Raw genomic sequence first — 18,398 nt, 5'->3', positions numbered from 1 at the left:
CGTGCTGTTTTCGCTTGAAAAGGAACCGCTCGTTGATTTTCCGCACACGCTTTGTCTCGATTGTACGCAGGAGAAGGCAAAGAGTCAAGAGGAAAGTAGCCCCGCCCGAGACCCGAGGTCGAGTTCCAAGAGGATCCCGCGGGGAACGGGCGTTCCGTCGAGGCAACGTTCCCGCAGGGGATGGGCGGCGACACGCAGCGCGCGTCCACGTAAAAAGGCGCTCAACGCGCGAAATTCTGCGTGCAAGTTTTCACTCCGGGAGAGGAGGTCGAGGTACTCCCACACGGGCGGGAAATCGCCCTTCCAACCCCCCTCTCGCTCGAGCGCCAGGACGAGTTCGCGAAGTCCGCGGCGAAGGGTCGGCAGATCCGCGGCACGGTCCGCCCCACCGGTCGGGTCGAGCACGTACTCCTCGAGGTGGGCAAAGGTGAGGGGAAGGACGACGGGTTCGGGCACCCCCTCGAGCCCCATGCGAACTCCGGCGGCGTGTACGGCGGTGTATGGTGAGGTCTCCCCTCGCCATGGGTCCCAACCGTATTCGTCCGCACCGCCGTAGACCAAGGGGAAGATCACGCATTCCTCCGGACGAACCCCCTGCCCATCGGCCAACCGTTCCGAAAGGAGGTCGACGCGGACGTTCCGCTCCGGTTCGGGGAAAGGGGGCGTGAGGACGAGCGCGTCGCGCGGGCTCCCTCCTTCTCCCGCAAGCCAAACGAGAAGCTCCGCAAACGAAAGCGGCATGCATTCGTGCAGAAGCGGCGGCATCGCCCGGAAGTAGCGCACGAGGCGGTCCTTCCCTTCCTCCGCACGCGCCTCGACCACGTCCTCGGGAGCGAGGTCCGCGCGCCACAACACAAACACCTCGTCTCCCCCATTTGCCTCGTCCTGGATGAAGATTTCGGCGAGGACCTGCGAAAGCGGTGCTTCGAGAGGAAGCTCCCCGTGCACCTCTGCCAACTCCGGAAGCTCAGCAAAAGGGCGTCCCTCTGCTTCCGCACCCGAAGCGCCTCCCTCAGCGGCGGAAGGCGCAAAGCGATCGCTCGGCGAGAGAGAGCCGAGGTAGGCGTAGCTTCGGCACGTTCCGTCCACGAGAAACTCTACGGCGGCCGGGTCTTTGCAAACGAGGGTGTCGAGCAAGGAGAAAAGCTCTTCTCTGCCGTAGCCTAGGGGGGCGGAAGCGTCGATCACGAGGACGGACGGGTGCTCCCGAGGAAGGCGGCGGAGGAGGAGAGCGCGTCCCGCCGGGCGCTGCCGTCCCGTGAGGAAGACGACCTCCCCCTCCTTCGGCGGAAGGGAGCTGAGTCCACCCCCTTCGGAAGCGAGCGGCCTTCTTACGCCTTCGTGTGGCAGAAGATCGCCCCTGAGGAAGTGGAATGCGCGCCGCGCCACCCAGGTATTTCCCGTGAGGAGGATCACCTGGGGGGCACGACGCCGCGCCGCTTCCGCCATCCGTCCGAAAAGGTCTCCGAGACGCTCGGCCCGAGAGACGAAGAGGGAAGTCCCTTTCCCTTCGTTGCCGCGGGGAAAGGCTTGCCCGACCTTTTCTCCCGGTTTTTCGGAAAACGGCAGAACGAGGAGGCGATCGAGGCACCCGTCCCCCCGAACCGCACGGTAGACCGTTACCCGTACCGTTTCCGCCAAGCCGTTTGCCCCCTCAGATCAGGTACCCGTAGCGCCGAATGAAGCGCGTTTTCACGAACTGCGCGAGGACGAGGTACGCAAGAAGCGTCGCCACGAGCCAGGGGAAGTAAAACCCAGGCAAGGGAGTCATCCCCAAGTAGGTGCCGATGGGCGTGTAAGGAACGAGCGTATCTACGGTGACGGCAAGCGCCGTGGCCAAGAAGAGCGGGGCGCCCGGCAGGCTCTGGAGGAAGGGGATCTTTTCGGTACGGAGCATGTGCACGACGAGCGTCTGCGTCCAGAGGCTCTCCACAAACCAGCCCGTTTGGAATACCGATGCGAATTGCGGCTTCAACTCGTCCGGCAGGACAAAGTAAGACCCGCCGACCACCGCAGGGGCGATGAGGAAGAACATGAGGGCGTAGGTCGTGATGTCGAAGACGGAACTCGTCGGGCCGAGCCAAACCATGTAGCGGCCGATGATCGGGGCGTCCCACTTCCGGGGCTTTTTGAGGTACTCGCGGTCCATGCGGTCCCAGGGCATCGTCGTCATGGACAGATCGTAGGTGAGGTTGAGGAACAAGAGCTGGATGGGTTGCATGGGCAAGAAGGGCAAGAGCCAGCTCGCCACGAGCACGGAAAACACGTTCCCGAAGTTGGAGCTCGCCGTGATCTTGATGTACTTCATGATGTTGCCGAAGGTGCGACGCCCTTCGACGACACCGTCCACGAGAACGCCCAGATCGCGTTCGAGGAGGATGATGTCCGCCGCTTCCTTGGCGATGTCCACGGCGTTTTCTACAGAGATGCCTACGTCGGCGGCGTGCATCGCCGGGGCGTCGTTAATTCCGTCGCCCAGAAAGCCCACAGTGTGGCCGTTCTCCCGAAGGGCCTTGACGATGCGCGCCTTGTGCGCGGGCGAAAGCTTGGCAAAGACCGTGGTGCGCTCCACCTCGCGGCGCAAGGTCTCGTCATCCATCGCCTCGATGTCCGCCCCGAGGAGGATGTGGTGGGTGTCGATCCCCACCTGGTCAGCGATCGCCTTGGTGACGACGTCGTTGTCGCCCGTGAGGATCTTGAGCGCGATCCCGTACTCCTTGAGTTCGGCGATCGTCTTGGGGGCCGACTCCTTGGGCGGGTCCAAAAAGGCGAGGTACCCCATGAGAACCATGTCACGCTCGTCTTCTACGGTGAACTGCCCCACGGGCGGCGGGTTCGTCTTTTGGGCGACGGCGAGCACGCGCAACCCTTTGGCGTTCAAGCTGTAGACGTTTTCCAAGACCTCGCGCCGAAGTTCCTCCGTCAAGGGGACGACCTGACCGCGGTACTCTACGTACGAGCACACCTTGAGCATCTCTTCGACGGCGCCTTTTGTGATGAGCTGTGTCTTCCCCGTCTGGTCGCGGACGACGACGCTCATGCGCTTGCGCACGAAGTCAAAGGGGATTTCGTCGACCTTTTCGTAGTGGGTCTTCATCCAGTCGAACTCTTCGCCTACGTGGGCCAGGATCGCCCGGTCCATCACGTTTTTGAGCCCAGTTTGGAAGTAGCTGTTCAAAAAGGCGTGTTTGAGCACCCGCGGCTCTTCGTCGCCGTGCACGTCGAGGTAAAACTCGAGGACGATCTTGTCTTGCGTAAGCGTCCCCGTCTTGTCCGTACACAGGACGTCCATCGCTCCGAAGTTCTGCATGGCGCTCAGGCGCTTCACGATGACCTTTTTCTTGCTCATGAAGACCGCGCCCTTGGCGAGCCCCGCCGTGACGATCATGGGGAGCATCTCCGGCGTGAGGCCCACGGCCACGGCGAGGGAAAAGAGGAGGGCGTCGAGCCAGTCGTGCTTGGTGAGGAAGTTCAGGAAGAAGACGACGGGCACCATCGCGAGCATGAAGCGGATGAGGAGCCAAGAGACCTGGTTGACCCCCACCTCAAAGCTCGTAGCCTCGCGCCGCTCGGTGAGCGTCTTGGCCACGTGGCCGAAGTACGTCCGCGGTCCCGTGGCGACGACGATGCCAACGGCCGAACCACTCACGACGCTCGAGCCCATGAAGGCGAGGTTGTGCCGTTCCAGCGGGTTGGACGAAGGAGGACCCTCGCACGCTCCGAGGCACGGCGTGGGCACCTTCTCTACCGGCTCCGCTTCCCCCGTGAGTGCCGACTGGTTTACGAAGAGGTCCTTGGCGCTCACGATTCGCAGATCGGCCGGGATCATGTCCCCCGCGGCGAGGTGCACGACGTCACCGGGAACGAGTTCCTCCGTACGAATCTCCGTCGGCTCCCGTCCGGCACGCCGTACGGCGATCGTGAGGTCGACAAGCTGCTTGAGCTTCTCTGCCGCCTGGTCGCTCCGCCACTCCTGGACGAAGCGGAGGATTCCGCTTACGGTGACCATCGTGAGGATGATGATCACGCCCGACGGATCCCGATCTTCAGGAGCCACGAACACGATGTCCGTAAACGTCGAGACGACGGCGAGAAGGAGGAGGACGACGTTAAAAGGGTTCACAAAGGCCTCGTAGAGGCGCCGAAGAACGGTGAGTTCGGGTTTTTCCGGGATCTCGTTGGGCCCAAATTCTTCGAGACGCTTCTCCACCTCATCGTCGGATAGCCCTGCAGGCGAAGTTCGCAGCCGCTCGTACACGGCCTCTACAGGGAGATCGCTCACTTCGAGGAGCGTCGCCTGCATTTCCCGACTCTGGAGCTCGACGATGGGGTCGAGACCGCCCCGACGCCTGGGAGCCCGTCCGACTCCGTTAGCCCACTTGGAAGCGCTGTTTCCGCCCGGCAGCTGCCAGAATTCCCGGATCCGGTTCAACACGGTCCCACCACCTTTCCCCGTGCTTGCATCGCCCGTAGAATGCGGATCTTGCCCACGAAGTATCCCTCCCCCAACCCGTCCCGAGATTCCGGCATTCGTAGCGGCACAGCAAAAAGGCCGTCTCGGTCGAAGCGCTGCGGCCCATCGTCCCGTAGACCTCCGCTGCGCCGCCGCGACGGCCCGTGTCCGGGACGTTTTTGTCCTCGCCCATTATATGCCCCTGTTTTTCCCCGAGTCAACTTTTGTCTCTCGATTTTTGTCCTACGACTCGCTCCGCCCGCGCGCGTTCTCCCGCTCCCACAATTCCCCATACAGGCGTTCGCGTGGTATACTCGAAGCAAATGCATTCGGTACGCCGCCGAACGGCGCCGGAGAGGAGTGCGTTCCCGTGAAAAGAACGTCCGAGCTCACCCCGCGCGAACGCGAGGTCCTCGACTTCATCCGCCTGTTTTACCAGGCGCACGGCTTCCCGCCCACCGTACGGCAAATCGCCGAAGGTATGGGACTCAGCTCGACGGCCTCTGCCCATTACTACCTCAAACGACTCGAACATAAGGGCGCGATCCAGCGCCACCCCAAGATGTCGCGCTCTCTTAAACTTCAAGATCCGGCCTCCCAAAACGCGGAGAACGCTCTTCCTGCCGTAAACGAGGCAGAGGAAGTGCGCGAGGTTCCCCTTCTCGGCCACACACCTGCTGGAAATCCGCGTGAAGCGCTGGAAAACCCCGAAGGGAGCATGTATGCCCCCGCTTCCCTTACCGATTACAGGTCTTCGGAAAACCCACTCTTTTACCTTCGGGTTCGCGGAGACAGCATGACCGGTGCAGGGATTTTCGACGGGGATTACGTTCTCATCCGCCGCCAAGACACGGCCGAAGAAGGAGAAATCGTCCTCGCCCTTACGTCCGACGGAGAGGCAACGATAAAACGCCTTCGTTTTCAAGGAAAGCAAGCGGTCCTCGTCGCGGAAAACCCAGAGTATCCCCCACTCACCGACCTCGAATTCCGCATCCTCGGCAAGGTGGTGGGCGTTTTTCGCGTCCTTTCGTAGTTACCCAGAACGATGGGTTTGTCCGTGAACGCCTTTGTCCGGTACAAAAACAGAGACAAGGCCGTTCGCTGGCGGCACCGGATTTCCGGAACGGCCTTTTTGCCGAGGTTTCCGCTTGACGGGCAATCCGAAGAAAGGTAAGTTAATGTCCAGCAAGGTGAAGTTTGTTAAGCCCGCTCGACCTTCGGTGATCCCCGATTCAATGGAAGAACGATTGAGCGGGTCAGTGGAAGGCGCGATTATACCACAAAAAAACCTGTTGTCAAGGGTTTCCCCCGCGCACGCGGGGATGGACCGTACGGGTGCGCGTGCCAGATGAACCCGGACTGGTTTCCCCCGCGCACGCGGGGATGGACCATGCCAGTGTAGGTGCGGCGCAAAAAGTCAAGAGTTTCCCCCGCGCACGCGGGGATGGACCCGCTATGCGGCCCAGCAGGTGGAGTCTGAGCTCGTTTCCCCCGCGCACGCGGGGATGGACCTAAAGTAGGTGGTGATGGCATGAAGACCATGAGGTTTCCCCCGCGCACGCGGGGATGGACCCTGGACAGGTCGTGGAAGGCGGCGTGGTCGCTGGTTTCCCCCGCGCACGCGGGGATGGACCCAAAATAGAGGCCTCATCAATTATTAGAAGAATGTTTCCCCCGCGCACGCGGGGATGGACCCGAGCGGATCGACCAGCTTGAGACCGCTCTCAAGTTTCCCCCGCGCACGCGGGGATGGACCCACCAGCGACAAGACGTTTAGCGGTGCGGTAGAGTTTCCCCCGCGCACGCGGGGATGGACCCGCACCGCCAACGAGAAAGATGATCGCGGAAATGTTTCCCCCGCGCACGCGGGGATGGACCGGACAGGGTAGTACTAGGACAGTACCGCCCGCTGTTTCCCCCGCGCACGCGGGGATGGACCGCAGCCCATCGTGGAGGACGGCGATATCGCCGTGTTTCCCCCGCGCACGCGGGGATGAACCCACCGCAAAAAAATTAGGCCGCGCACAGAGCGGCCTTTTTCTTTACTCGTTTCAGTCCGTTCGTCGTAGGTTTGCATTCGTTTCATGTTTCGTTTCTTCGCACACGAGGACGTGCGGGGAAAGTCGGCTTGGGTTTACGTCGTAGAAAGCCGAATCTCAGAATATCCCTTCTCCAAGAGGCGGCGGGCTGCGTTGAGGATCGCGAGCTTGACGTGGGCATAGGTGAGCCCTCCTTGGAGATAGGCGACGTACGGAGGCCGGATGGGAGCGTCGGCGGAGAGTTCGGCCGTCGAGCCCTGGACAAACGTCCCTCCTGCCATGACGACCGGATCGGCGTAACCTGGCATCTCGTCGGGAACCGGCGTAACGAAGGCATCGATCGGAGAGGTCTCCTGGATTGCGGCGAGAAACTCGAGGAGTGCGGCTCGGTCGCCGAAACGGATCGCTTGAATTACGTCTGTTCGAGGCTCGTCCGCCGCAGGGGAAACGGCAAAACCGAGACGCGCGAGGAGCGCGGCGGCAAAGCTCGCTCCCTTGAGGGCTTCTGCCACGTGGTGCGGCGCGAGGAAAAAGCCCATGTACAGATCCCAAAGTCCCGGGTAGGTGGCACCGATTTCCCTTCCGATTCCCGGGGCCGTGTAGCGCTCTGCGGCCCGCGCAACGGCCTCCTCGCGGCCTACGAGATATCCGCCGCTCTTGGCGAGCCCGCCGCCGGGGTTTTTGATGAGCGAGCCGACGATGAGGTCCGCTCCCACGTGCGTTGGCTCCCGTTCTTCGACAAATTCCCCGTAGCAGTTGTCCACAAGGACGAATACGTGCGGCGCCTTCCGCCGAACGCCTTCGACGAACGCCGCAATCTCCTCTACGCGGCGCGAGGGAACGTCGGCGTACCCGCGCGAACGCTGAACGAAGACCACCCGCGTGTCTTCGCGAATCGCCTCGAGCGCCCCCTCTCGGTCGAAGCGACCGTCGGAACGAAGGGGAACTAGCGTAGGCCGCACGCCTAAGGCACATAGGCTCCCGGGGCCGAGGTTGCGCGAACGGCGCCCCTCGGGAAGCGAAGCTTCACCGGGCGGAGAATCGACACAGCGTCCCTCGACGTCGATCCCGATCACCGGAAGGAGCGTGTCGTACGGCACGCCTGTCGCGAGGACGAGGCCGTCTCCCGGGCGGAGGAGGCCGAACAGCGCAACGGCAAGGGCGTGCGTACCCGAAAGGATGTGCGGGCTCACGAGGGCGGCCTCCCCACCGAAAACCTCGGCGTAGACCGCTTCGAGGCCCTCGCGTCCGACATCTCCCAACCCATATCCCGTGGTGGGCATGAGGTGCTGGCCGGATATGCGGTGCCTATGCATCGCTGTGAGGATGCGCTCGAGATGCCGCTCGGCGCGCCGTTCGAACGCGCGGTGAAGCGGCGCGAGCTCTCGTTCGATCCCATCGGCAAGTGCGAAGAGCGCATCGCGTTTACCACCGAAGTCCACGTTCGTTCGTCCCTTCTCCAGCAAATCCACCTTCCCAAGCCTCCACGTCCCGCACCGTAAGAAGCGTGAGGTCCTGCGGGCTCATGCGCCCTTCGCGGAGCACGCGGGCGGCGTGGGCGCGTATGGCTCCTTCCACGACGTTGCGCACGAACCGCGCGTTGCTGAACGGTGGGTAAAACTTGCGCTTTTCCCGGACGATGAGGCGCTCAAGGGCCGCCCGTGCTCCGGGTGCCAGGCGGTAGTCCCTTTCTTCCACGAACAAATCGGCGATTGCAAGGAGTTCTTCTACCGTGTAATCGGGAAAACGAAGGCGAAAGGGGAAGCGCGAAGGAAGCCCTGGGTTGGTGGCGAGGAATTCTTCCATCTCCCGTTCGTACCCGGCCAAGATGAGGAGAAACCTCTCCCGGTGATCCTCCATCGCCTTGACGAGCGTGTCGATGGCCTCGCGGCCGAAATCCCGCTCGCCGCCGCGGGCGAGCGAATATGCTTCGTCGATGAAGAGGATTCCCCCCATCGCCCGTTGAATGGCATCGCGCGTTCGTTGGGCCGTGTGGCCGATGTACTCGCCGACGAGGTCCGCCCGCTCCACCTCGACCACGTGGCCGCGGGGCAGAAGCCCTAGCGCGGCAAACACGCGTCCCAACAGGCGAGCGGCCGTCGTCTTTCCTGTCCCTGGACTTCCGGAAAACACCATGTGGTAGGATTGCGGCTGCACGCGCAGACCCATCTGCCGACGTCGCTCGCTCACGAGGACGAAGGCCACAAGTTCAAAGACAAACGTCTTGAGTTCCCCGAGTCCGATGAGGCGCTCCAGCTCCGCAAGCGCCCCGTAGAGGTCGGGACGGCTCTGGATTTCTGGGAGGTCGAATAGGCCGGAACGCACATTCCCTTGGGCGTCCCGTGTGCCCGTGCGCGCCAAAACAAAGGTCCCCCCTCGCAGCTCTTGCTTGGGAACGGGCGAATGCGGCCGGGCAGGTGCAAACTCTCTCCCCCGCCCGCCGATGAGGACGGTCGGTCGCGGATCTGCGGCGAAGGGGTACGCCATGGGTTTCCCTCCTCGATCTTTGCCAAAGGTTTCTCCGCGGGCTCCGGTTCGGCGGTCTGGGCTTTTGCCCTGCGTCTTACGGTATGCACGGGGCTTGTCGGGGGTGCGACCCCCGGAGCCGGGGAAACTCCACTCAGTCGTCCGGAGGAAGGCGTACCCAACGCTTGAGGTACCCTTGGTCGTACAAGGCCTTGATCAAGATCACGAGAAACGGCGCGAGAAAGACGCCCGGCCAGCCGAAGTACGCCGCCGAAAGGACGATGGCCAAAAGCATCGTAAACGGGGATACACCGAGCGTTTGGCCCATGATTCGCGGTTCGAGAATGTGGCGCGCGAGGGAAACGACGCCGTAGAGGATGAGGACGTAGAGGGCCGGCAGCCAGCCGCCACTCACGTATTCGGATACGATCCAGGGGACGAAAAAGGTCATGATCCCCAAGTACGGGACAAACTCGAGGACGGCCGCCAGCAGCGCGAGGAGGAACGGGTTCGGCTTGTGGAGGATGACGGCGCCGATGAGGACGAGAAATCCCGTCACGGACACGATTTTGAGGAGCGCCCCGAGGTAGCGGACGATCTGGCTCAAGACGTGGGCGTTGAGGAAGTGCAGGGCGCGACGGAGGGTTCCCGGCGCACGCGTAGCGTACCAGTCATGCCAGTGGTCGTATTCCAGAGCGAAAAAGAACGTAAGAAGCCCGGAGAGGAAGATGTCCCCGAGGAACTTCGCCAACCGCGTCGGCCAATACGTGATCGTGTCCAAGAGTTGGCGGAGAAGCCCCTGAAGCCAGGTTCCCGCTTGGCGTACGAAATCCGTCTCGTACGCGCGCAGGCGCTCAAACACCTCAGGGGGGAGGTTCTCCGCCTTTTGTAGGAACCATTGATACTGTTCGTTTACGCGGATCTCCATGTACTCCACGGTCTTGGGAAGTGCGTCTACAAGACCACGGATCTCTCCGACGACGATGAGCCCGATGAGTCCGAGGACGAGAACGATGAGGAGGATAAAGGCGAGAAACCCGAGGGAAACGGCAAGCCCGCGGGGAACGCCACGACGTTCGAAGAGGCGAATGAACGGGCGTACAAAAAGAAAGAGTACCACCATGTAGAAGAGCGGCGGCACGAGGTGGAAGAGGTAGCTAAAGGCGGCCATGAGAAGGTAGACCGTAAGGACGAGGACGGCGACGTCGAAAATCGTGCGGGCATACTTGCGGTAGTACTCGATCAAAGCGAAACCCCTCCTCCCCGTCCGCCGCTTAGGGGTCTTTGCGTCGTTTCGCTACTCTGCAGTTTATTGTACCGTACGCCAGGGAAAACTTCGTAACCCCCCGGAAGAGCCGTACGTCATTGCACAACACAAAAGGGCCCGCTTCACTCGGGCCCTTGTCCATGTATTGCCTAACCGCGACGGAACCGCGGGAAGAACGGGCTTTCCCTCGCCCCTTCCTCAATCCCGGGCGTATTCCGGGGATCCTTCGATGAGCGTCTCCCCTCGCGAAGTCAGATCGCCGGCCGACTCGCGCACGCGCCGCACGATCTTTTGTGCCCCTTCACGCACGTTTTCCTTGAATCCTTCTGCCACCTGTTCGGCGCCTTCACGGACTTGGTCGAAGGCCCGCCGGCCGCGCTTCGTGAGCTGACGCACCGCATCCTCTTCCCACGCCAAATCCATCCACTTCACGACGGCCACTCCGGCGATGAGGCCGAGACCGGCGCCGACGAGAAAGGCCCCGAGACCGTTCTGCACGTTGACCACCTCCTTCACCCGTTAGCGTTTCCCGTGTTTTTGCCCTCATGTGTCGAGATTTCGGGGAAAAACGCCCAAGGAGAGATCTGGCTCTTTCGGTCTCGCGAAATCTCCCCTATCCTTCTTCCGCACGATGCATCCTAAGGGACGGCGTTCGAGGAGGGAAGGCTGATGGACAGACGCATCCAGATCGGGGGCAGGCGATATCGACCATTCCCGGGTTTCCTCGTGCTCGCCGTCCTCTTTCTCGTCCTTTTCGCGGGCGGGTTCGTCGTCGTAAAGGCCGGCGTCGGAAAGGCCGGGGGGAAACCGCAAACGGAAAAACTGACCGCAGGCCAACCCTATGTCACCATTCAGACTCCCGATGTTCAACACCAAGGCCCCAGTGTCGGGTCGCAAGACACCCACGACCAGCCTCAAAGCCCCAGCGTCGGGGCGCAACACCCCAACATCCGGCCGCAAGGTACGTTTGGGGGATCGAGGTACGTCGTAACGCGCTCTTCCCTGGTACGGCTCTTGGGAGGAAACGGCAAGGAAAAGATCGTCCTTCTCACCTTTGACGACGCCCCTCGCGGCGAGTCGACACGCAAGATCCTCGACGTTTTGGAACGTCACCGCGCCCCCGCTCTCTTTTTCGTAAACGGGACCTACGCCGAAAAGCGGCCAGAGCTCTTGCGAGAGATCGCCCGAAGGGGACACGGGATCGGGAACCACACCTGGAGCCACGCACGCCTCACGCGCATCCCTTGCGAGCAGGTGCGGGAGGAGATCGTACGTCTGAACGATTTCGTGGAACGGGAGACGGGAATACGTCCCGCCTTTTTCCGGCCGCCGTACGGGAAAATGTCCCCCTGTGCGTATTCTGTACTCGAAGAGGAGGGCATGGTCCTTCTCCAGTGGACGTGGTCGAGTGAGGATTGGCGCCGCAAAAGCGCCAAATCGATCGTGCAAAGCGTCGTCTCCCACGTCCACCCGGGTGCCACGCTCCTCTTTCACGACCTCTCTCTTACCGCACGCGCCCTACCGGAAATTCTGGAAGAGCTTGAACGGCAGGGCTATCGATTCGTCCTGCCCGACGAACCGCTGCCGGAGGATTTCCAAGGGGTGCCGTAGCCCCGTCGAAGGAGCTCTTGCGAGAGGTTCGAGCGCGGAAGGCGCAGGCTGCGCATCACCGCCCGCACGACCTCCCGCAGACGGGTGAATTCGAGTGCGAGGAAGAGCGCGAACGCCAAACCGAAGGAAAACCCAAGAAACCCAGCCGCCCATACCCACGACACTACGGCGAAAAAAAGGCAGCGGATGCCCTCCCGCGGAGAGCGGATCCAGGCGCGCTCGAGCGCGAGGAGCTTGAGGTGTTGGGCGAGGAGGACCCCGCTCAGGTGGACCGCGACGAGGAACGGACGGAAGACGAGGAGGGCGAGGAAATCTCCGAGGTTCGTGTACGGAGAAAGGGGATAGGCGCCGCTCAAGAGAAGGCGCATGGTGGGTTCGAGGATCCCTACTGCCCCGAGAAACAAGAAAACGGGCACCCCTGCCTCCCCCCTCGTTCCGCCGTCGCCTATTCGTGTCTTATGCGACGTTCCCAGGGGCATATGTGCAGAAAGCTTCGGAGGAACGGCGTCCGTGCGCATTCAGCGGCCGCTCGAGATTCCGAAGGCGGCCGCCGCGTACAGAAGTGCGGCGAGGTGACCGGACAGGAAATTGACCGCCTCGTTGGAGAGGCGAAATGCGGAACGTGTGGAATGCGGTCGTTCCCAAAGCGCCCCAAAGAGAGAATCCATGAAAAGTCCCGCGATCCCCGCTCCAACCAGGAGGAAAAAGGAGGGGGGCGAAAACGTAAGGAGAAAGTCGAAGTTCTCCGGAGCTTCTCCCTGCGAAGGTGCGGATGAAGCCGCGTACGAGGAGGCCAATAGAAAGGCGGAAGTCGCGAGGACCACTGCGCCTGAGATTCCGAAGAGTGTCCCGACGGCGGTCACCCCACCGCTCGCCCCAGGGGCAAGCGGTCTTCCCGTGAGGACGTCGCGGGGTACGCCGCCCCAGCGGATCCCCGCCTCCGTAGCCCAGGTGTCCGCGGTCTGGGCCGCGAGGAGGGCGACGTACGTTCCGAGAAACAGCGATGCAGACGACGGAAATGCATAGGCGCCCGCGAGAAACGCGGGGAGCGTTCCGCCGCTCGCGCACACCTGCTTCCAGGTGCGGGGGCGGTCTTGGTCTTCGACGGTCCGACCGGCGTGCGGGAAGGGGCGAAAGAGAAAGCTGCCCGACAGAAAAAAGACCACGAGGGGCCCATACCAGCGGACGTCCCCCCAAGCAAATGCCACCGTTCCCACGCACGTGGCCGCCAAGGCCCCCGAAGCGGAAAGTGCCCGCAAGCGGTACCCGGCAGCCGAGACGAAGGCGGCAAGTACGAGAGCGAGGAACAAACGGAACATAGGACGCGTCGCCTTCCCTTCGCGTAGCGGATGGTATAATACGGACATGGCGGCGGTTTCCGGGCGTCCGCGTACCTTTGCCGAGGCGAAGCCGGTCGCCCGAACCGTACCCACACAAGCCAATCGTGAGGAGGTCGCATTCCGATGAGCCAGGAGCAGATCGTCGAGGTGGTTATTGAGATTCCGCGCGGTAGCGCGAACAAGTACGAGTTCGACAAGGAGCGCGGGCGCTTCGTCCTCGATCGCGTGCTCTACTCTCCCATGTTTTACCCGGCGGAGTACGGCTACATCGAAGAGACGTTGGCGGAGGACGGAGATCCGCTGGACGCCCTCGTCCTCACCACGTACCCCACCTTCCCCGGAGTCGTCATCGAATCGCGCGTCGTAGGGTACCTGCGCATGGCGGACGAAAAAGGAGAGGACGAAAAGCTCCTCGCCGTGGCCACGGGGGACCCGCGGATGGACCACATTCGCGATCTGTCGGACGTACCCCCCCACATTCTCAAGGAAATCGCGCACTTCTTTGAAGTCTACAAGACGTTGGAAAACAAGAAGACGGAAGTCCGCGGCTGGGAAAACGCCGAAGCTGCCGTCCGCTTGCTCGAGGACGCCCGGCGGCGTTACCGCGAGCGGGGGTAAAGTTTCGAGGGACGACGGAATAGGACGTATGACAGGAGGCGAATTCGGCGATCGAGTAAGCCCGGCGGTCAAGGATACCAAAAAAGGTGGGAAAGGCGAAATGTCGGGAAGAGATGGGCAACGTTCGCCCAGCCGCACCCCTCGGGCGCTCCGACGCGCCGCCGCGCTCGTTTTGGTCCTTCCCATCTTGTTTGCCCTGTCCGGGTGCATTGAGATGAATATGGACCTCAACCTCACGCAACCGGACAAACCGCGCCTTTCCACGGAACTCCTTGCGGAAGAGTCGCTTATCTCCCTCGCCGAGAGCGAATGGAACAAAAATGTCCAAGAGATGAAAGACGAGTGTGCCAAGGTGCCGACGTGCAAATTTGAGGAACTCACGCGGGGGAGCAAGCAAGGCTTTCGCGTCGACGTACCCGTGGTCTTCGATTCGCAGGGCAAGCTTTCCCACGACGGAATCGAAATCGCGCGTACCTCGAAGCGCGAGGGCAGCAAGGTGTACGAAGCCTACCGCGTGACCCTCGATCTGAATCAGGTTTCCGGGGCCTCCGGCGACTCGTTTCCCGCACTCGTGGAAGGCACGTTTGCCGTTCGGCTTCCCAAGGATGCCTCGGACGTTCAAACAAACGGTAAGTACAACGCCCAGGAGCAGACGATCACGTGGAAGATCGGGACTTCGCAAAAGGGGCCCATAGAGTTCGCCTTTGCCCATCCGGCGAGAGGCGGCCTTCTCGGCGCCTTAGGGGGTATCGGGATCGCCGTAGTCGGCCTTGCCGCCGCGGTGGCGGTCGTTCTCTTCGTCGTCTACCTTTTGCGGCGAAAACAGAAACAAGAAAGCCCCTGGCAGGCCTACGCGGCAGGAGGTTCCGCCGGCGGACCCGTTTTCCCCTCCCCCACCCCGCAGGGAACGCATGTTCCGCCGCACACACCCGAACCCCCTCAGCCTTCGCAGGAACCGCCGCCTTCCTCCGGGGAAACCCCGCCGACTTCACAACCTCCGGAAACCCCCGAGCGGTAAAGTCAACTCCCGCAAACTGGGGGGCAAGCCTCTGAGCTTTCGGGCACGGCGAGTCCCTAGACGTCCTCTTCGTCGCAGCTACGGAGCTCCCCGAGGGGAAAGCGCATGCGAAACGTCGTCCCCTTCCCCAAGGTGCTTTCCACCCAGATCGTGCCGCCGTGGGCTTCCACGAGGCGCTTCACGATCGCCAGACCCAATCCCGATCCTCCTTCGCCCCGCCTTCGCGACTTGTCCCCTTTGTAAAAGCGTTCAAAGACGTACGGGAGGTCCTCCGGTTCGATGCCGACGCCCGTGTCGGAAACTTCGAACCAGAGGACCTCTTCGTCTTCCCAAGCGCGCACAGCGATCTCGCCCCCGTACGGCGTATAGCGCAAGGCGTTGTCCACGAGGTTCGTGAGGATCTGCTCGAAACGGTCGGGATCGAGGCAGTAGGAGCCCTTCGTCTCGACCGCTGTGCGAAAGCGGATCCCCCGCTCGCGCAAGATGGGGTCGAACCGACGCTTGAGTCGGGTTACAAGTTCTTCGGGCATGGTAGGGCGCCGGTACAGCTTGAGCCGCCCGGCTTCGAGGCGCGAGAAGTCCAGGAGGTCCTGAACGAGCCGCCCCATGCGGAGCGTTTCCTCGTGGATGATCTGAATGAGTTCGCGCTCCTCCTCTTCGTTGCGGGCGAGTCCGTCGAGGAGGGCTTCCGTGTACCCCTGCATGAGGGCAACGGGCGTCTTGAGCTCGTGCGAGACGTTAGCGAAGAAGTCGCGCCGCAAGGTTTCCAGACGCACTTCGAGGGTGATGTCGCGAAAGACTACGCTCACGCCGCGCACCCCCCCTTCTTCGCGGTAGAGCGGCGTGAGGGTGACGTGGTACGACCGCCCGAGGAATTCGAGCTCCGCGAGGCGCACGGTTTTCCCTTCCCGGATCGCCTCTTCCCACTGGGGGCGGATGAGGGAGAAAAACTCTTCGAGCGAAGGTACGAGACGTCGAGCGGCGCTGTTCGCGTGCAGAAAAGTCCCCTCCGTGTCCGTAAGGAAGACGCCTTCTTCCATGCTCTCGAGCACGCCCTCGAGTTCCTCTCCCTTTTCCCGCAAGGCGTTGATGGATTCCCGCAGCCGCGAGGCCATCTGATTGAAGGAACGGGCGAGCAACCCGATCTCGTCCTGGAAATCGTAGGCGAGGTGCGTGTCGTACTCGCCTTCGGCGATGCGCTTGGCGGCAAGGCTGATGTCCGTAAGGGGTTGGGTGATCCGACGCGTGAGAAAGAGCGCCCACGCCGTGACCCCGAGGGCGGAGAGGACAATCGTTCCCAAGATGAGCCGGTCGATCCCTTCGACGATCGGACGGAAGCTCGCCTCCGGCTCCAAGATGAGAACGGCTCCCTTGCCCGCCGGAACGGCGGCCCCGCTGGCGACGACGAGGACGGGGATGCGCTTCCCCCCTTCTTCGTAGGTCGTGCGGAGCTTCACGCTTCCCCCACTCCATACGGGACGAAACTCGGCGGAGGCGGCGATCGGCCGAAGCCCCTGCGGCAGCTCGGCTGCGTCCGGTCCAAAGACGAGGTAGAGCCGGCGGTCCTTCGTCTCTTCGATCACGCTGCGGAGTTCCGTGAGGGTACGGCTTTGCTCGCGATCGGCGGCGGAGAGGAGCACCTGTGCGGCAGAACGCGCGAGGATCACGAGGTCGTCGAGTTCTTTGTTGAGGAGAAAACCGCTCACAAACTGCGAAAGGAGCGAGCTAAAGACGATGAGGACGACTACGGTAAAGGCGACGACCGTGACCCAGAGCTTTCCGACGATGGAACGGACGATCATTCTTCAGGCACCTCGAGCTTGTAGCCGACGCCCCACACAGTGACGATGAGGCGCGCGGCCTCAGGCGAAACGCGGCCCAACTTTTCCCGCAGGCGTTTGATGTGCGTGTCTACGGTGCGCAAGTCGCCGAAATACTCGTAGCCCCAGACCTCCCGAAGGAGCTGCTCGCGCGTAAAGACCTTGTCCGGCTGTACGGCAAGAAAGTACAGGAGGTCGTATTCCTTGGGCGTGAGGTGCACCTCTTCGCCGTTTACGAGGACGCGCCGCGCGTCGTGGTCGATCTCGAGGTACGGAAGGCCAATCTTCCGCCGGTTGCTCACCTCTTCTGCCAGAGGCGAGGCGAGGGACCGCTTGAGGATGGCGCGAATCCGGTAGATCACCTCGCGTAGGCTAAACGGCTTTACGACGTAGTCGTCCGCCCCGACCTCGAACCCGAGGATCCGGTCGGGCTCCTCACCGCGCGCGGTGAGCATGAGAATAGGCGTGCGTTTCTTTTGTCGAAGGTGCTGGGCGACCTCGATGCCGTCCATTCCCGGAAGCATGAGGTCCAGAATGATGAGGTCGTAGTCGTTTTCGAGCGCCTTGCGCAGCGCTTCCAGACCGTCCTGGGCTTCGTCGATCACCACGCGGTAAGGCTCGCGTTCGAGGTACATGCGCAAGAGGCGACGGATCCGTTCCTCGTCGTCTACGACGAGAAACCTCACCTCGCGTCCCTCAAAGCCTTCGAATTCATCCGTCTGACGTTTCCCCCGGGCCGGGCCGACCCCCCCTCCCACCTCTCCGCGGTTGACCCCCCGTATGTCCCCGTGGGAATTTCGGCGTTCATCGGCCACGATTCTCTTGCCTCCTTTACGTTCCGCGCTCTGGCTCTCTTATTTCTCTCCCCCGCCGTCCCCTCGCCTGCGGCCGCGTTTCCTTGGAGGTAGACGGATCCTCCTGTGCTCCAGAATCGGCGGCAGGCGGTTCCAGACCGACGAGGCGGTACAGACGTGTGCGCTCTTCCGGGGTGAGCGGGCGCACCTGCCCGGGGCGCATGCCGTCAAGGGTGAGAAAGGCGACCTGCGGCCGGTGGAGTTCCTTGACGGAAAAACCGAGCGCCTCGAACATGCGGCGCACGACGCGGTAGCGGCCCTCGGTAAGCACGATCCGCAGCCGCGTCTCCTCCCGTCCCCCACCCGGTATCCATTCTACACGCAAAGGGCGGACGAAGCCGTCCTCGAGGGTAACGCCCATCTCCACGCGCCGCTTTGCCTCCGGCGGGAGGTTTCCCCGGAGGCGGACTTCGTACACCTTTTCGATGCCGTAGCGCGGGTGCATGAGCCGGTTGGCGAGTTCCCCGTCGTTCGTGAGGAGGAGAAGCCCCGTCGTGTTGCGGTCGAGCCTCCCTACGGGAAAGACGCGCACGGGAATCCCCCGGAGGAAATCGCGGATCGTCCGCCTCCCCTGTGGATCGTAGAGAGTCGTGATCGTGTTTTTCGGCTTGTACAGGAGGTACACGACCTTAGGCGCGGAAAACCGAACCCGCTTTCCGTCCACCTCCACGACATCCGTCTGCGGATCGATGCGCACGCCCGGCGTGCGGACGACGACGCCGTTCACGCGCACGCGTCCGGAAAAGATGAGCGCATCTGCCGCCCGCCTCGAGGCAATCCCTGCCTCGGCCAAAGCCTTGTTGAGGCGGAGCCCCCCCTTCCCTGCACCGCCGCTTTCGTCCCGTTCGCCGCTCTCCATGGCCGTCCTTCCTTTCCACTGCACCAAAAGTCCTTTCCCGTCGCATCCCACCT

At 62.5% G+C, this 18,398-nt stretch carries 15 protein-coding genes and 1 CRISPR repeat array; of the genes, 4 read left to right on the top strand and 11 right to left on the bottom strand.

The window, feature by feature from the left end:
* Nucleotides 1-84: 84 nt before the first annotated feature.
* Nucleotides 85-1,641, bottom strand: coding sequence for a hypothetical protein (locus tag C7438_RS01685; RefSeq protein ID WP_121443611.1), 1,557 nt, complete (start codon nt 1,639-1,641; stop codon nt 85-87).
* 13 nt (nt 1,642-1,654) lie between these two features.
* The gene (mgtA, locus tag C7438_RS01680; RefSeq protein WP_245956418.1) at nt 1,655-4,435 is read right to left on the bottom strand and encodes a magnesium-translocating P-type ATPase; all 2,781 of its coding nucleotides are present in this window, start codon (nt 4,433-4,435) and stop codon (nt 1,655-1,657) included.
* Between the two features lie 388 nt (nt 4,436-4,823).
* Here mgtA and lexA point away from each other — a divergent pair, with 388 nt between their 5' ends.
* On the top strand, nt 4,824-5,486 hold the full coding sequence (gene lexA, locus C7438_RS09085) for a transcriptional repressor LexA (protein ID WP_170143474.1): 663 nt from the start codon (nt 4,824-4,826) through the stop codon (nt 5,484-5,486).
* A gap of 268 nt (nt 5,487-5,754) precedes the next feature.
* Nucleotides 5,755-6,453: a CRISPR direct-repeat array (repeat unit 28 nt; unit sequence GTTTCCCCCGCGCACGCGGGGATGGACC).
* A gap of 134 nt (nt 6,454-6,587) precedes the next feature.
* On the opposite strand, the gene C7438_RS01670 is transcribed toward lexA, so the two are convergent.
* From C7438_RS01670 to C7438_RS01655, 4 genes are all read right to left on the bottom strand, one after another.
* The gene (locus C7438_RS01670; protein WP_434963940.1) at nt 6,588-7,955 is read right to left on the bottom strand and encodes a methionine gamma-lyase family protein; all 1,368 of its coding nucleotides are present in this window, start codon (nt 7,953-7,955) and stop codon (nt 6,588-6,590) included.
* On the bottom strand, nt 7,918-8,979 hold the full coding sequence (locus C7438_RS01665; RefSeq protein ID WP_121443607.1) for an AAA family ATPase: 1,062 nt from the start codon (nt 8,977-8,979) through the stop codon (nt 7,918-7,920). The genes C7438_RS01670 and C7438_RS01665 overlap by 38 nt, the downstream gene beginning before the upstream one ends.
* 133 nt (nt 8,980-9,112) lie before the next feature.
* Nucleotides 9,113-10,204, bottom strand: a complete 1,092-nt coding sequence (locus C7438_RS01660) for an AI-2E family transporter (protein ID WP_121443606.1) — start codon at nt 10,202-10,204, stop codon at nt 9,113-9,115.
* A 219-nt stretch (nt 10,205-10,423) separates the two neighbouring features.
* Nucleotides 10,424-10,723: a hypothetical protein gene (locus C7438_RS01655; protein ID WP_147401958.1), complete on the bottom strand. Its 300-nt coding sequence runs from the start codon at nt 10,721-10,723 to the stop codon at nt 10,424-10,426.
* Between the two features lie 171 nt (nt 10,724-10,894).
* On the opposite strand from C7438_RS01655, the gene C7438_RS01650 reads away from it, so the two are divergent.
* Nucleotides 10,895-11,836 carry a polysaccharide deacetylase family protein gene (locus C7438_RS01650; RefSeq protein WP_121443604.1) on the top strand — a complete coding sequence of 314 codons (942 nt, stop codon included), beginning with the start codon at nt 10,895-10,897 and terminating at the stop codon, nt 11,834-11,836.
* Here C7438_RS01650 and C7438_RS01645 read toward each other — a convergent pair.
* Both C7438_RS01645 and C7438_RS01640 read right to left on the bottom strand, forming a co-directional pair.
* Nucleotides 11,779-12,252: a hypothetical protein gene (locus C7438_RS01645; RefSeq protein ID WP_121443603.1), complete on the bottom strand. Its 474-nt coding sequence runs from the start codon at nt 12,250-12,252 to the stop codon at nt 11,779-11,781. The two genes, C7438_RS01650 and C7438_RS01645, sit on opposite strands and share 58 nt — an antisense overlap.
* 102 nt (nt 12,253-12,354) lie before the next feature.
* Complete coding sequence (locus tag C7438_RS01640; protein WP_170143473.1) at nt 12,355-13,155, bottom strand: DUF92 domain-containing protein; 801 nt, start codon at nt 13,153-13,155, stop codon at nt 12,355-12,357.
* 144 nt (nt 13,156-13,299) lie between these two features.
* On the opposite strand from C7438_RS01640, the gene C7438_RS01635 reads away from it, so the two are divergent.
* Entirely contained in the window at nt 13,300-13,794 is a 495-nt protein-coding gene (locus C7438_RS01635) for an inorganic diphosphatase (RefSeq protein WP_121443601.1), read from the top strand.
* Nucleotides 13,795-13,894: 100 nt separating this feature from the next.
* Complete coding sequence (locus C7438_RS01630) at nt 13,895-14,812, top strand: hypothetical protein (RefSeq protein ID WP_121443600.1); 918 nt, start codon at nt 13,895-13,897, stop codon at nt 14,810-14,812.
* 56 nt (nt 14,813-14,868) lie between these two features.
* Here C7438_RS01630 and C7438_RS01625 read toward each other — a convergent pair whose 3' ends face one another.
* From C7438_RS01625 to C7438_RS01615, 3 genes are all read right to left on the bottom strand, one after another.
* Nucleotides 14,869-16,614: a HAMP domain-containing sensor histidine kinase gene (locus C7438_RS01625; protein WP_121443599.1), complete on the bottom strand. Its 1,746-nt coding sequence runs from the start codon at nt 16,612-16,614 to the stop codon at nt 14,869-14,871.
* Nucleotides 16,611-17,267: a response regulator transcription factor gene (locus C7438_RS01620; protein WP_121444034.1), complete on the bottom strand. Its 657-nt coding sequence runs from the start codon at nt 17,265-17,267 to the stop codon at nt 16,611-16,613. The genes C7438_RS01625 and C7438_RS01620 overlap by 4 nt, the downstream gene beginning before the upstream one ends.
* Before the next feature lie 196 nt (nt 17,268-17,463).
* Nucleotides 17,464-18,345: a pseudouridine synthase gene (locus tag C7438_RS01615; RefSeq protein WP_121443598.1), complete on the bottom strand. Its 882-nt coding sequence runs from the start codon at nt 18,343-18,345 to the stop codon at nt 17,464-17,466.
* Nucleotides 18,346-18,398 lie beyond the last annotated feature (53 nt).

The sequence above is a fragment of the Brockia lithotrophica genome (assembly GCF_003633725.1).
Lineage (GTDB): Bacteria > Bacillota > Bacilli > Thermicanales > DSM-22653 > Brockia > Brockia lithotrophica.
This window is presented reverse-complemented; position numbering and strand designations above follow the sequence as displayed.